Origin of the sequence: Streptomyces sp. NPDC051172 (assembly GCF_040682555.1) — a bacterium.
GTDB lineage: Bacteria > Actinomycetota > Actinomycetes > Streptomycetales > Streptomycetaceae > Streptomyces.
This window is the reverse complement of record NZ_JBFBBE010000185.1, coordinates 1-13280: the sequence shown is the minus strand read 5'-3', so window position 1 is coordinate 13280 and position 13280 is coordinate 1. Positions and strand designations below refer to the sequence as shown.

13 protein-coding genes and 1 pseudogene are annotated in these 13280 nt (G+C 69.2%); 3 read left to right on the top strand and 11 right to left on the bottom strand.

From position 1 onward, the window contains the following. Nucleotides 1-20: 20 nt before the first annotated feature. The 9 genes from hypA to AB0N07_RS47290 all read right to left on the bottom strand — a co-directional run bounded on the left by hypA (nt 21) and on the right by AB0N07_RS47290 (nt 7258). On the bottom strand, nt 21-359 hold the full coding sequence (hypA, locus tag AB0N07_RS47330; RefSeq protein ID WP_365846605.1) for a hydrogenase maturation nickel metallochaperone HypA: 339 nt from the start codon (nt 357-359) through the stop codon (nt 21-23). 7 nt (nt 360-366) lie between these two features. After that, nucleotides 367-552 carry a hypothetical protein gene (locus AB0N07_RS47325; RefSeq protein ID WP_365846603.1) on the bottom strand — a complete coding sequence of 62 codons (186 nt, stop codon included), beginning with the start codon at nt 550-552 and terminating at the stop codon, nt 367-369. 19 nt (nt 553-571) lie between these two features. Continuing rightward, nucleotides 572-778, bottom strand: coding sequence for a hypothetical protein (locus AB0N07_RS47320; RefSeq protein ID WP_365846601.1), 207 nt, complete (start codon nt 776-778; stop codon nt 572-574). A gap of 41 nt (nt 779-819) precedes the next feature. Further along, complete coding sequence (locus tag AB0N07_RS47315) at nt 820-1416, bottom strand: DUF5947 family protein (RefSeq protein ID WP_365846599.1); 597 nt, start codon at nt 1414-1416, stop codon at nt 820-822. Next, nucleotides 1413-1955 carry a NifU family protein gene (locus AB0N07_RS47310; protein WP_365846597.1) on the bottom strand — a complete coding sequence of 181 codons (543 nt, stop codon included), beginning with the start codon at nt 1953-1955 and terminating at the stop codon, nt 1413-1415. Before AB0N07_RS47310 ends, AB0N07_RS47315 begins: the two co-directional genes overlap by 4 nt. Beyond that, entirely contained in the window at nt 1948-3741 is a 1794-nt protein-coding gene (locus AB0N07_RS47305) for a nickel-dependent hydrogenase large subunit (RefSeq protein WP_365846595.1), read from the bottom strand. The genes AB0N07_RS47310 and AB0N07_RS47305 overlap by 8 nt, the downstream gene beginning before the upstream one ends. Nucleotides 3742-3810: 69 nt before the next feature. Beyond that, a complete protein-coding gene (locus tag AB0N07_RS47300; RefSeq protein ID WP_365846593.1) occupies nt 3811-4899 on the bottom strand; it encodes a hydrogenase expression protein HypE in 1089 nt (362 codons plus the stop codon). Nucleotide 4900: 1 nt separating this feature from the next. Beyond that, a complete protein-coding gene (locus AB0N07_RS47295) occupies nt 4901-6391 on the bottom strand; it encodes a hypothetical protein (RefSeq protein WP_365846591.1) in 1491 nt (496 codons plus the stop codon). Between the two features lie 204 nt (nt 6392-6595). Beyond that, entirely contained in the window at nt 6596-7258 is a 663-nt protein-coding gene (locus AB0N07_RS47290) for a TetR/AcrR family transcriptional regulator (RefSeq protein WP_365846589.1), read from the bottom strand. Nucleotides 7259-7432: 174 nt separating this feature from the next. Here AB0N07_RS47290 and AB0N07_RS47285 point away from each other — a divergent pair, with 174 nt between their 5' ends. Continuing rightward, on the top strand, nt 7433-8680 hold the full coding sequence (locus tag AB0N07_RS47285; protein WP_365846587.1) for a YncE family protein: 1248 nt from the start codon (nt 7433-7435) through the stop codon (nt 8678-8680). A gap of 72 nt (nt 8681-8752) precedes the next feature. Here the strand turns inward: AB0N07_RS47285 and AB0N07_RS47280 are convergent, their stop codons facing one another. Together AB0N07_RS47280 and AB0N07_RS47275 are read right to left on the bottom strand one after the other, a co-directional pair. Then, the gene (locus AB0N07_RS47280) at nt 8753-10609 is read right to left on the bottom strand and encodes a cellulase family glycosylhydrolase (protein WP_365846585.1); all 1857 of its coding nucleotides are present in this window, start codon (nt 10607-10609) and stop codon (nt 8753-8755) included. Between the two features lie 94 nt (nt 10610-10703). Beyond that, nucleotides 10704-12725 (bottom strand): translation factor GTPase family protein, encoded by a 2022-nt coding sequence (locus AB0N07_RS47275; RefSeq protein WP_365846607.1) that lies wholly within the window; start codon nt 12723-12725, stop codon nt 10704-10706. Between the two features lie 205 nt (nt 12726-12930). Between AB0N07_RS47275 and AB0N07_RS47270 the strand changes: the two are divergent. Together AB0N07_RS47270 and AB0N07_RS47265 are read left to right on the top strand one after the other, a co-directional pair. After that, a pseudogene (locus AB0N07_RS47270) lies at nt 12931-13020 on the top strand ((2Fe-2S)-binding protein); the annotation flags it as partial. A 48-nt stretch (nt 13021-13068) separates the two neighbouring features. Next, nucleotides 13069-13206 (top strand): hypothetical protein, encoded by a 138-nt coding sequence (locus tag AB0N07_RS47265; RefSeq protein ID WP_365846609.1) that lies wholly within the window; start codon nt 13069-13071, stop codon nt 13204-13206. The last annotated feature ends 74 nt before the right edge of the window (nt 13207-13280 follow it).

Here is a 13280-nt window from a genome sequence, read left to right as displayed (position 1 = left end):
GCGGCGGGGCCTCGTACGTGTCACTCGATCCCGGTGATCTCCAGTTCCCGGCCGCTGCGCAGGTCGGTGGAGGGCCGGTCGCAGTGCGGGCACCAGAAGAACGGGGGCATGCCCACCGGGAACTCCTGCGCGCACGCGCCGCAGTAGGCGTGCGCGGGGACCGGCTCCACCACGAGCCGGGCCGCGGCGAGAGCGGTGCCGTCGCGGGCCACCTCGAACGCGAAACTCAGTGCGTCGGGTACGACCCCGGCCAGCTCCCCGACCCGGACGGTCACCGCCGAGACGGCTTCCGTTCCGTCCGCCCGGGCGAGCTCGTCGGCCCGCTCGATGATCGCGGTCGCGATCGACAACTCGTGCACGGCCGGCTCACGGATAGCGGCGGCCTGCGCGGAAGCCGCCGGCCATCCGGTAGATCCGCAACTCGCGCCTGATGCTCGGCCACTCCCGGACGAGCAGCGCCAGGGCCACGGCACCGGCCAGAACGGCCTCCGCCAGCAGCAGCTGCCGTCCCGTCGTGGCGCTGTGCGCGCCGTCTGCTCGCTGGACCTTCATTGCGGCTCCCTGTTGTTCCTCATCCCGGGGGGATGTTCGGCATGACGTCGAGGAGGGCGTCGTGCCGCTTCCAATGGATCCCGGTGGAGCGGCGCGCGTCCGCGGTGCCGTCCTCGTGGTGTCCGGTCTGGCGGCCGTAGGGCCCTGTGTTGCCCTGGTGCATGCCGGGCACATGGCCGGTGGAGTCGGGCTTGGCGTGGGGGCGGCCGACTCTGATGCTGCCCATGGGGTGTTCTCCTTCCTCGTCTCCGCGCCGCGGAGTCGTGGTCATGGCCGCTCGGTGAGGTCGTCGAAGAACCGTTCGACGGCGGGCCAGATCCGGCCGCCGCCGGACAGGCCACGCCATTCCCGGCGTACGACGGCGATCATCCGGTAGCAGTCGTCGACCGGGACGATCCAGTGGTGGTCGAGGCCGTGGACGGTGTTCACGAGCAGTGCCTCCACGTCGGGTTCCAGGGAGGCGAGCTGCGGACAGGCTGCGGTCAACCGCAGCCAGGCCGCCGCGTCGATCTCCCACCGCATGGCCCCGGCCGGGCTCGGGCCCTCGGCGGTGACCGTGCCGTCGGCCCGGGGCAGGAAGAAGACCAGGCCGACGGGCACGCCCAGAATCTCAGTGTCCACCCGGGGGAGCCTGATCCGCCTGCGGGGAACGAGCCGGTAGTGCCCGTCGCCCGCGCCGTGGTCGGCGAACAGCACCGAGCAGGGGCCGCAGGCGCAGCGCACCTCCTCGGCTGCGGTGTCGTACAGGTGGCGGTGCTCCTCGGGCACCGGCGCGGCGCACAGGTCGCACCGCTCCGTCTCGGCCGCCAGCGTGGCCTCGGCGGAGGAGCGGATGAGGCGGGCGAGCGCGCCGTCCGTGGTCACGGTGTGCCCCGGTGGGTGAGCGTGGTCAGCGGTACGAAGGCCGGAGCGGTGGTCTGCACCTGCTCCACCTCCGTCAGCTCCGGGGCTACGGCGAGCACCGCCTCCCGGACGGCTGCGGTGACGTCGCCTGTCCCGCCGCCGCAGCCGGAGCCGCAGCCGCCGCCCGTCGTCAGCCGCACACGGCCCACATCTCCGTCCGCGCCGGCCCACTCCACGTCGCCACCGCGTTCCTGTACGGCGGACCGCAGCCGCTCGACCGCGCGGGCCGCCCGACGCTCGGCGGGCTCCGGATGGATCGCGTGCAGCACCAGCAGATGCCCCAACAGCTCGTCCTCGACCAGGTGTTCGGCCAGCTGCGCGTCCGCGTGGTCCATGACCCGGGCTAGCGCCTCGCCGTAGACCTCGGTCAGCAGCCGCACCGTCTCGACCGCGGAGCGGGTGGCGGGTCCGGGTGCGGATTCGAGCCCTTCCAGCAGCTGGTCGAGCCGGGTCAGCCGGGCCTCGACGGCGGGGTCCGCGAGCCGCTCGGGCTCAGCCATGGTTCGCGCCGTACGTCGGCGAGTGCAGGGTGGTCAGGGTCTTGCCCTTGCCGACGTACATGTGCACCCCGCACGGCAGACAGGGGTCGAAGCTGCGGACGGTGCGCATGATGTCGACGCCCTTGAAGTCGTCCGGCCCGTTCTCCTCGAAGATCGGCTGTCCCTGGACCGCGTCCTCGTAGGGACCGGGGGTGCCGAACTTGTCGCGGGGGCTGGCGTTCCACGGAGTGGGCGGGTACGGGTGGTAGTTGGCGATCTTCTTGTCCTTGATCACCAGGTGGTGGGAGAGGACCCCGCGCACCGCCTCGTGGAAACCGCAGCCGATGGCCTCGTCCGGCACCTCGAAGTTCTCGAACACCTTGGTGTCGCCGTCCCGCACCAGGCCCATCGCCTCTTCCAGGAACTGCAGGGCCATCGCGGCCGCGTAGGCGACGAAGTACGGCCGGGCGCGGTCCCGTTCGACGGTGTTGCTCCACTTCGGGATGCGCCACTCCAGGGTCGTCTCCGGCAGCGACTCGCCCCTGGGCAGCGAGATGCGCACGCTGTGGCCGGTGGACTTGATGTACGGCGTGTCGACCAGTCCGCTCAGCGCGGTGGACCACAGGCGGGCGAGCGGGCCGCCTCCGGTGTCCAGGGCGAGGTGGTCGCCGCTGCGCGGGTCGTACCAGCGTGGGCTCATCACCCAGCTGTACTTGTCGTCGAAGTTGCGCTTCTGCGGGACCGGCACGGTGGTCTGGTTCCACGGGTGGCGCATGTCGACCGGGTTGCCGAGCGGGTCGTGGGTGACGAAGGGCTGCTCGCCCACCCAGTCCTCGTAGTAGGAGCTGCCGAGCATGATCCGCAGGCCGAGGTTGATGTCGACGAGGTTGTTGGTGACCAGTGCGCCGTCGACGACGATGCCCGGGGTGACGTACATCGCCTTGCCCCAGGTGTTCATGTTCTCGTAGCGGTAGTCGACGACGTCGGGGTTCTGGAAGGCGCCCCAGCAGCCCAGCAGGATGCGGCGGTTGCCGACCTCCTCGTAGCCGGGCAGCGCCTCGTAGAAGAAGTCGAAGACGTCGTCGTTCATGGCGACGGCCTTCTTGACGAAGTCGATGACCCGCATGAGACGGCTGAGGTAGTCGGTGAAGACGGTCGGCTGCGGCAGCGTGCCCACGCCGCCGGGGTAGAGCGTGGACGGGTGGACGTGGCGTCCCTCCATCAGGCAGAACATCTCGCGGGTGACCCGGCTGACCTTCAGGGCCTCCTTGTACACCTCGCCCTCGAAGGGGTTGAAGGCCTTCATGATGTCTGCGATCGTCCGGTAGCCGTGGATGTCCCCGCGCGGGGCGTCGGAGCGTTCGGCGCGGGCCAGCACACCGGGGTTGGTGGCCTTGACCATGGCTTCACAGAAGTCCACGAAGACCAGGTTGTCCTGGAAGATCGTGTGGTCGAACATGTACTCGGCCGCTTCGCCGAGGTTGACGATGTGCTCGGCGAGCCGCGGCGGTTTGACCCCGTAGGCCATCTGCTGGGCGTAGTCGGAGCAGGTGGTGTGGTTGTCGCCGCAGATGCCGCAGATACGGGAGGTGATGAAACCCGCGTCCCGGGGGTCCTTGCCCTTCATGAACACCGAGTAGCCACGGAACAGCGACGACGTGCTGTGGCACTCCACGACCTCCCGGTTGGCGAAGTCGATCTTCGTGTAGATGCCCAGGTTCCCGATGATGCGGGTGATCGGGTCCCAGGACATGTCCACGAGCTGCGGCGGCTTGCGTCCCGTGGGCCGGGCCTCGGTTGTGGTCATCGCTGTTGCTGCCCCTTGCTTTCGCTGTTCCGTGGGTCGGTCCGTGGTGGGGGTGTGTGTCGGGCGGTGTCAGGGACGCCAGTGCGGGTCGTAACCGCTGGTCAGCTTCCGCTTGTTGTGACGCCACTTGGGTTCGTGGTTGACCAGCTCGTTCGTGAAGCCGCGCAGTCGGCGGATGACGGCCCCGTACGGCTTGACGATCATGGAGGAGAGCGTTCCGCCGGGCGGCTCGTCCATGAACGGCATGAACGCGTCGGGGAAGCCGGGCATCGTGCAGCCGATGCAGATGCCGCCGACGTTCGGGCAGCCTCCGACGCCCGCCATCCAGCCGCGCTTGGGCACGTTGCAGTTGACGACCGGACCCCAACACCCCGTCTTGACCAGGCACTTGGGCGAGTTGTAGTCCTTGCCGAAATTGCCCTGCTCGTAGTACGAGCCGCGGTCACAGCCCTCGTGGACCGTCTTGCCGAACAGCCACTGCGGGCGCAGCATGTGGTCCAGCGGGGGCGGCGGAGCGGATCCGGCCGCGTGGTAAAGGACCCAGATCAGGGTCTCCATGAAGTTCTCGGGCTGGATCGGACAGCCGGGGACGTTCACCACGGGCAGACCGCCCTGGGACCTGAAGTCCCAGCCCAGGTAGTCCGCGAGGCCCATGCAGCCGGTCGGGTTGCCGGCCATGGCGTGGATGCCGCCGAAGGTGGCGCAGGTGCCGGCGGCCACCACCGCCCAGGCCTTGGGGGCGAGTTGGTCGATCCACCGGTTGAGGGTCTGCGGTTCGCCGGTCTCCGGGTCGTTGCCGAACGACGTCCAGTAGCCGTCGCCCTTGATGATGTTCTGGTTGGGGACCGAGCCCTCGATGACGAGGATGAACGGGGCCAGTTCGCCGCGTACCGCGGCCCGGTAGGGAGCGAGGAAGTCCTCGCCGCCCAGGCTCGGGGAGAGCACCTTGTTGACCAGGTTCACCTTGGGCAGGCCCGGGATCAGGCCGAGGACCAGGTCCTCGATGGAGGGCTGGTCTGCGGCCGTCAGGGAGACGGTGTCGCCGTCGCAGCTCATGCCCTCGGAGATCCAGAGGATGTGGAGCTCGTCGATGCCCTGCCGTTCCTCGCCGCGGCCGGGTTCGCCGCTGACTTCGGTGGTGCTGCTGTGCGTCGTCATGTCAACGGCCTCCGGTGCGGGGGGTGTCGGAGTCGGTGGGCTGGAGTGGTTCGAGTTCGTCGGGCCGGAAGTAGTGGAAACGGCCGTACCAGCTGTGCAGTTCGGCCGCGGGATCGTCGTCGAGGGTGACGGCGAGGTGCACGCTGCCGTCCACGTCGTGGAGGACGGCGGCCACCTCGGCGGTCCGTCCGACCAGGAACATGTCCTGGGCGTCGGCGCCCCGCCTGCGTGGCCGAAGCCGTACGCGGCTGCCGCCGCCGAGGGGCACGCCGTCGACGAGCACCGTGTCGGTGGACGGGGAGAGACCGTCGTCGGTGCCCTCCTGCCACCAGGCGGGGCGTACGGCGGGCGGGGGCGGCGGGTCGGCCGGAGTCAGGGAGCGGATGGCACCGTGCAGCCGTTCGAGGACCTCCGGGGGCATGGTGTCGACCCGGTCGAGGATCTCGGCGGCCCGTGGGTCGGTGGCGCGTGCCTCGCGTTTCTCCTCGTCGGTCAGCAGCATCGTGCGCAGCGTGAGGATCTCGTCGATCTCCGCGGCGTCGTGCAGGTCACCGGGGCTCTCGGGGGCCACCTGCGGATGGTCGGGAAGGATGATCGGCGAGGAAAGCAGGACATGGCCCGTGGCGCCGGTGTGGGAAGTAGGGGGTTCGCCACCGAGGACGGGGAAGGTGAATTCGTTCCGGCACGTGCCTGCCAATGCACGCAGGTCCTCGGGGGGATCGATCAGCGAGACGAACTCGACGCCGGCACCGCCGAGCAGCGTGTGGGCGGCGATGAGCGCGCCACGCAGCGCTTCCTCGCGCGTGGCCCGCGGATCCGGGTCGCCTCCTGTGTTGGTGGTGCGTACCCGCAGACGGCAGAGGTTCTCCCCCAACCGCTCGGCGGCGACGGTGACTTCGGCCCGTACCTCCTCGCGGCGACGGACCACCCGTCCGGCACCCGAGGGCAGTGCCTCGATCTCCCTGCCGGCCGGCGCTCCCGCCGCAACGGTGCGTTCCTCCTGGAGGAGCTCGTCCAGCGGGACCGCGATGTCCACCTCGCACGGCACGGCCTCGTCGAAGGTCAGATGCACCGTGCCGTCGTCGGTGCGCAGCGACTCGACCTCTCGGAGGCGGCCGTGGCCGGTCTCCTCCACCTGCTTGCGCTGCAGCTGGAGGTATCGAAGCCTCACCCGCAGGGTTGCGCCGCGCTGCCGGATCCTCAGCAGCACCTCGGTCTGCTGGTACCAGGAGTCGGCGGAACCGGACACATTGGGGACGACCGGGCCGTCCTGCTCCACCCAGGCCCGCGGGAAGAGCACTCCGAACTGCCAGCGGACGCGGTTCTTGGCCGATGAGCGACGGTAGGGATAGAGCAGGTAGCCCTCATACAGGACGGCGTCGGCGACGGCGCTCAACTGCTCGAAGCCGTGCCGGGACCGGTCGGCCGACAGGCCCGGGGCGTCCCTCGTGGCAGCGGACGCCATGCCGCCCTCGACCGAACCATGCGACATCGCGCCTCCTGGTCACCGCATGCACGCCCATGCCTTCCACCACGGTCACACCGCCCACGCACCCTCGCCTCCTCCGGCGCATCATCACTGAGCCGTTCGGGGGGTGCTCGGAGTGGTCGGGCGGTCCGCGGCAAAGGACATGGGAGTGCTGTCGGCCGCTCGGCGACAGAAGTCGTCGCAGGTCCGGCGGGGGCGCCGTGCCGTTCAACCGGCCGGCGTGGCCCACCCCGGCGGACGCAGAATCGCCAGCAACTGGTGGACCAGCTCCTCCACCACTTCGTCGAGCGTGGCGTTCACCCAGCCGGCGCTCCAGTCGTGCAGCAACCCGTTGACGCTGCCGATGAAGGCCGTCGCCGCGATGCGGTAGTCGCGGGGCGCGGCCTCTCCGTGGGCTGCGGCGCTGTCCGCCTCGGCGCAGATGAGGTCCACCCAGCGGGAGCGGCGGGCCAGGCGCTGTTCCTCCAGACGTGCGCTGACGCCGATGATCTCGACGAAGGTGATCCTGATACGGCGTGGGTCTCCCGTGACGTTCCCGGCGTAGGCCCGGAAGATGGCGGTGACGCGCTCGGCGAGCGGGAGCCCCTGCGCCTCGGCGAACGCGGTCAGGACGGCCTCCTCGGCCCAGTCGTTGACCTGGAGGTGCAGCGCGGCCAGCACGTCCTCGAGGGTGCGGAACTCCTCGTAGAACTGGCGGGTGGACAGGCCCGCGGCCTCGCTCAGAGCCGCGACCGTGGTGGCGCGGTAGCCGGGGTCGCCGCCGAAGAGTTCGAGCGCGGCGTCCAGGAACCTCATGCGCCGCTCGGCCTGCCGTTCCGCGGCGGTCCTGCCGCCGTACCGTCCGGTCGGCGCCTTGAGCCTTCCCGCCACTGAGCCTCCCTTGTCGCCCGCCGCGCCAATTTTGTCGTGTACGCAGTCTTGTGGAGAAGGGCACCTCTTCCTTACTTTCCAGTAAGTAAGAATCTGAACGCGCTTGTTTTCAGATTCGGCCCCTTTTTTTTGGCATGCCCTCATCACCCCCCGTCCGCAGAGGAGAGAGCACTCATGCCTGCCTTCAGATCCAGGCACATCTGCTCCGTAGCCGCCGCCCTCGTCCTGACCGTCGCCGCACCCGCGACCGCCGCCACCGCGGACTCGTCCGCAGCGCTGCGCGAGGTGCTGTTCGTGGGCAACAACTGGGACGGCACCGCCACCGTCCTGAAATCGTCCGGCGACTTCGCCGAGGTCGGGCAGATCAACGTCGTTCCCGACAAGGCTCAGCGCATCGCGGAGATCAATGCCGACCCCATCAAGTGGATCTACTACACGGCCATCCGCAACCAGGTCGGCCAGGGCCACGACCAGTACGTCGACGACATGTACTCCACGCCCGACGGCACGTCCGTGGTGGTCTCCCGGCCCAGTTTCGCCGACGTCGTCTCCATCGACCTGGCCACCGACAAGATCAACTGGCGTTTCCCGGTGGCCGGTTACCGTGCCGACCACATGGCCGTCTCCCCCGACGGCACCAAGGTCGCGGTCTCCGCGTCCACCGCCGACAAGGTGCAGGTGCTGGACATCAACACCGGCAAGGAACTGGGCGAGTTCGGCACCGGTGACAAGCCGCACGAGAACGTCTTCACCAACGGCGGCAAGTACATCTGGAACATGTCGATCGGCGAGGTCAACACCTCCCTCGACGACCCGTCGGCGGACTGGACGAAGGGCGACCGCCACATCACCGTCGTGGACGCCACCACGTACAAGACGGTCAAGACCATCGACATGCGCGACCGGCTGGACGCGATCGGTCTGAAGGACTTCTCCGACGCGGTACGGCCCGCGGCATTCACGCCGGACTGGTCGAAGATGTACTTCCAGGTGTCGTTCTTCAACGGCTTCCTGGAGTACGACATCGCCGCCGACAAGATCACCCGGGTGAAGACGCTGCCGGCGAGCCCTGCGACCAACCCCGACCGCACCACCTGGCTGCTGGACTCGCGCCACCACGGCATCTCGATGAGCCCCGACGGCAGCAAGCTGTGCGTCGCCGGGACGATGGACAACTACGCCACCGTCGTCGACCGGGCCACGCTCCAAGAAGGCCCGCTCGTCACCGCGTCCACCCCGTACTGGGCCACGGTCAGCGGCGACGGCAAGGACTGCATCATCTCCGAGAGCGGCGCCGACCAGGTCACGGCGATCGACTTCGCGACCGGTCAGAAGGTCACGTCCGTGCCGGTCGGGGACCATCCGCAGCGGGTGCGGCTCGGCCATGTGCAGGCCGACTGGACGGGTGCGTCCGCGAACTGATCCTCCCTCACCGACGGCGCCGGACCACGCAGTCCGGCGCCGTCGGCCTGTCAGCCCGCCCGGGTCCGCGGCTCAGAAGTGCGCAGCTGCCCAGGTCGCCAGCTCGGCCTTGGCCGCGCCGAGGAGACTCGCCGACGGTGACACCGCCCCGTTGGTCACCAGCGCGTAGTGCAGGACGCCGGAGTCCGAGTCGGTGAGCAGGAGGCGCCGGCTGCCCGTGCCGCCCGGTTCGGGAGCCGCCGCGACCGGTGCCGAGGTCGTGTACGCCGACGGCCCGTAGACCGTGCCGAGGTCGGAGACGACGGTGGTCGTCGCGGTCGGGAACGAGGCGGGCAGGTGCAGTTCGGTGGGTGCCGTGCCGCTGCCCGACTTCCACACGAGCAACCCGTACTGGCCGGAGCCGACCAGCTGGGACACGTTCGGCAGTGAACTGGGCACCGGGTTCCAGGTCAGGGTCGTGGAACCGTCGCGCGAGCGGTCCTCGTAGGTGAAGGCGAGCGCCGTACCGGCCGTCGCACTCGGGTAGACGCGGTCGAGGAGCCGGGCGTCCTGACGGAGCGTCACCGTGCCGGAGGCGTCGAGTTTCGCGACCGAGAGGTCCTCGTCGTTCCAGGCGTCACCGGAGGTCTGGACCTTGTCGGCGTTGTCGTTCATCAGTTCGTGGTGGCGGCCGTTGTAGATGTCCCACTGCCACTGGCTGCCGGAGAGGGCCGGGCCGGAGGAGGCCGGGCTGGACCACCAACCGGAGCCCGGGATACGTGAGTCGAGGGCCTGGTACATCGCCTTGTCGACCGTCGGGGCCTTGCCCGACACGTTCCCGGACAGCGGCTGGCCGAACTCGCTGACCACGGCAGCCGTCCCCGCGGCCGATGCCCGGTCGCGGATCGTCCCGAAGTCCGTCGCGTACTGGCCGTCGGAGGCGTTGCCCCACATCAGGACCCCGGAGATGGCCTTCTGGTCGTAGAAGTGGGTGTTGAAGACATAGCGCGGGCCCAGCGTGCCGGCGTCCAGCAGCCCGCCCTCCTGCTTCTGGGCGTCGATGTTGGCGTCCCAGAAGAGGTTCGGTTCGACGAAGGCCGGTTTGTCCTGCCAGCCGGCCGCGTCCATTCGGGCCCGGAACTTCTGGTAGAAGGGCCACAGCAGGTTCTGCTCCCAACTGCGGCTGGACTGGCCGGAGTCGTAGCTGCCCGCGAAGGGCTCGTTGTAGGGGTCGAAGCCGACGATGCCCGCGAACTCGGCGTCGCTCAGGTGCTGTTCGACGTACGCCATGGTCTTCTGGGCGGTGGCGAGGAAGGCGTCCTGCAGGCCGTACTTGTTGTGCCAGAAGTCGTACTGCGCCTTCGTCACGGCCTGGTTCTGGGTGATGTTCTGACCCCAGAAGAGACAGATCCCGCACGACTCCTGCGGGTAACCGCCCAGCGCCACGGCCCACTTGGGGGCTCCGTCGCCCGTGTACCAGCTGCCCGAGTTGAAGAGGTAGCGGGAGTAGAGGTCCTGATGGAAGTCGGGGTACACGCGGATGCCGGCGTCGAGGAAGGCCTGCATCTGCGCGGTGGCGGCAGCCAGGTAGGCGGTGTCGACCGTGCCGCGGGTGGGTTCGGCGTGCGCCCAGGACAGCAGGAAGCGGACCGAGTTGCCGCCGCCGAGGGCGCGCAGCGCGGTCGCGGACTTCTTCGCGTCGGCGACCGAGGCGAAGGGCAGGCCGCTGTTCTCCTCCAGCTTGGTCTCGCCGGAGACGTTGTAGCCGCGCAGCACGACCTCGCGGCCGTTGCCGTCGACGAATCTGCCGTTCTGCACCGTCAGGGGCGATTCGTCGAACCAGAGGGAGTCGGGAAGGGTCGCGGCGGTGGCGGAGGGTGCACCCGCCACCGTCAGGGATCCGAAGAGGACAACCAGCACAACGAGCAGACGTGTCCGGATATTCGGCATGTCCACTACAGTCCGGTGATTTCCGGACACCGTCAATACTTCTGACTCTTGAGTAAGTTTCAGGATTTTCGAGGAGCGTTCCTTCTCAGCCACCTCAGCCCGTCACGCGACGCGTCACGTTCAACAGGTACTCCTTGCGGTTGAGGGGGTTGTGGTCGGTGCGCGAACGTTCAGGAACCGTTCCGAAAGTGATCGGTGCGTAGTGGTCGAAAGCGCTCTCCAACTCGCCCTCACCCCGGGTGAGTCCGGGCAGCCGCTGCTCCAGTTCGTGCACCCGGCCGGCCGGAACGGCACCCACCAGGACGCAGGCGGCGCCCTGCGTCCGGGTCGTCTGCGGCACGGCACGCAGGGCGGCCAGTACCGGCAGCAGGGCGCCGAGTGTGTCGGCCGGTGCTTCGAGGCGGAAGCGGTGCATCGGCTCGTAGACCCGGGTGCCCGCACGGCGCAGGGCCTCGATCAGGACCAGCGGGGTCAGGCCGCGGAAGTCGTAGCCCGTACTGGACATGCTCTTGTCGAAGCCCTGGTGGGCGTGGCTCTGCCGGGGCGAGTAGCCGGAGTGGGTCATGGTGACCGTGCAGTCGGTGACCTGCCAGCCGTGCAGGCCCTGCCCGAGGGTTTCACGGACGGTGTCCTCGACGGCCTTGAAGAAGGCGTACGGCATGGCGCCGAGCTCCACCCCCAGCCGGAACTGCACGCCCGAGCCCACCGGAGCGGGGTCGACGCGCAGGCCGACAGTGGCCAAGAACGGATTCTGGTCCTTCTTGTTGAACTCGACCGCCGCTCCCGGCCCGGACGGCCGCTCGATGCAGATGACCGTGGTCTCCCGGAAGGTGACGTCGAGCCCGAACTCCTCGGCGAGGGTGGCCTGGACGACCTCCTTCTGGACCTCGCCGTAGAGGGACACGGAGGTCTCCTGGCGCACCTCGTCGTGGCGCAGGTCGATCAGCGGGTCCTGTTCGGCGAGCTGGGTGAGCGCGAGATGGAGCCTGCGGGTGTCCACGCCCGGCCCCGGGACGACCACCGTCTCCAGCGTGGGCGGGGCGAAGAAGTGCTCGTAGGCCTTGCGGGGTTCGCCGATGGCGTCGCCGATCCTGATGTCGGTCAGGCCCCACAGTCTGGCGGTCCTTCCGGCGGGGACGGCGTCCGCCCGGACGTCGGTGCCGTGGTCGAAGACGCTGATCCCGGTGACCCTTCCCTCCGTGCGGGCCTCGCCGAAACGGATCCGGTCGCGGGTGCGCAGGGTGCCGGAGAACATGCGAGCGTACGCCACCTTCTCCCCTGCCGGGCCCCGCTCGACCTTGAAGACGGTGCCGGAGACCGGCCCGTCGGGGTCGCCGTCGGCCGGCGGCAGGAGCTCTTTGATGCCGGTGACCAGGGCGTTCACGCCTGCGCCGGTGATGGCCGAGCCGAAGTGGACCGGGTGGACGAGGGCCTGGCGGGTCTGGGCGGTGAGGGCTGCGCGGAGGACGTCATATGACATACCGCTCTGGGTGGCATGTGACCTTGCACCGGAGATGCCGGACAACATGTCGGCGCCCTCCACATAGGCGGCAAGCAATTCGTCGTCATGGTCCGCCAGGACATCGAGGGCAGCCTCGGGGAGTCCCGGCACGAAGTGGGCAGCGGGCGTGCCGAGTCCGCCGACCGTCCCCGTCGGCACGACGGCCGGTGTGAGCCGCTCGGAGATCTCCTGCAGTACGCCGTCGTACCGCGCCCCGCGGCGGTCGATCTTGTTGACGAACAGGAGGGTCGGGATGCGCAGCCGCTGCAGCGTCCGCATCAGGATGCGCGACTGCGCCTGGACGCCCTCGACGGCCGAGACGACGAGAACCGCGCCGTCGAGCACTCCGAGCACCCGCTCCACCTCGGCGATGAAGTCCGGGTGGCCAGGGGTGTCGATGAGGTTGACCGTCACGTCGTCGATCGCGAACGAGACGACCGCGGACTTGATGGTGATGCCGCGCTGCCGCTCCAGCGCGAGGGTGTCGGTGCGGGTGTTCCCGTCGTCGACACGGCCGGGCTCGTCGATCACGCCGACCGAGTGCAGCAGCCGCTCGGTCAGGCTGGTCTTACCTGCGTCGACGTGCGCGAGGATGCCAAGGTTGAGCAAGTGCACCAAGCGTCATGTCCTTCGAAGAGTGGGTCATTCCTTCCTGGGCGGACATGAACGGTGCTCGCATTGCTTCTCCTGGACGGTGCGGTGACTCGACACAAGAAGTGCACCAGTACCGGTGTCACGGCGGCAACGGATTAACGCTCAACCAATGGCTCCTCGACCCGATCCTGGGAGGGCACATGACCCACCTCTCGGTGGGGCTGGCGGCGTCAGCGTCAAGGGCTGCTCCGTGCTCGCCGCCCAGGCGGACGGAGGTGAGGTGACGACGGTCGAGGGGCCGGCCCGGGACGGGGAGCTGACCGCACCGCAGTGCTTGGGCCGCCTCCGAACAGGAGGTCCCGGCATGACCGGCCAGGCCGTGCAGGGCGAGGTCGGGCGCGCCCGGCGCCGCAAGGAGGACGCGACCCGGATGGCGACGGCCGCGCTCGCACCGGCCGTGCCGGACTGGCGCGGCGGCACCCGGCTAGTGAGCCGGTCTTGAGGTCTCGCTTCGCCACGTGAGCTGTGTTCTGTTTCGGATCATGGCTGTGCTGGTGACAGCGGTGCTGTTCTTCG

Coding starts and splice junctions, on each gene's coding strand:
- AB0N07_RS47320 (WP_365846601.1), bottom strand. CDS start 778: ATGGGCAGCATCAGAGTCGGCCGCCCCCACGCCAAGCCCGACTCCACC.
- AB0N07_RS47325 (WP_365846603.1), bottom strand. CDS start 552: ATGAAGGTCCAGCGAGCAGACGGCGCGCACAGCGCCACGACGGGACGG.
- AB0N07_RS47300 (WP_365846593.1), bottom strand. CDS start 4,899: ATGACGACGCACAGCAGCACCACCGAAGTCAGCGGCGAACCCGGCCGC.
- AB0N07_RS47305 (WP_365846595.1), bottom strand. CDS start 3,741: ATGACCACAACCGAGGCCCGGCCCACGGGACGCAAGCCGCCGCAGCTC.
- AB0N07_RS47285 (WP_365846587.1), top strand. CDS start 7,433: ATGCCTGCCTTCAGATCCAGGCACATCTGCTCCGTAGCCGCCGCCCTC.
- AB0N07_RS47295 (WP_365846591.1), bottom strand. CDS start 6,391: ATGTCGCATGGTTCGGTCGAGGGCGGCATGGCGTCCGCTGCCACGAGG.
- AB0N07_RS47265 (WP_365846609.1), top strand. CDS start 13,069: ATGACCGGCCAGGCCGTGCAGGGCGAGGTCGGGCGCGCCCGGCGCCGC.
- AB0N07_RS47310 (WP_365846597.1), bottom strand. CDS start 1,955: ATGGCTGAGCCCGAGCGGCTCGCGGACCCCGCCGTCGAGGCCCGGCTG.
- AB0N07_RS47280 (WP_365846585.1), bottom strand. CDS start 10,609: ATGCCGAATATCCGGACACGTCTGCTCGTTGTGCTGGTTGTCCTCTTC.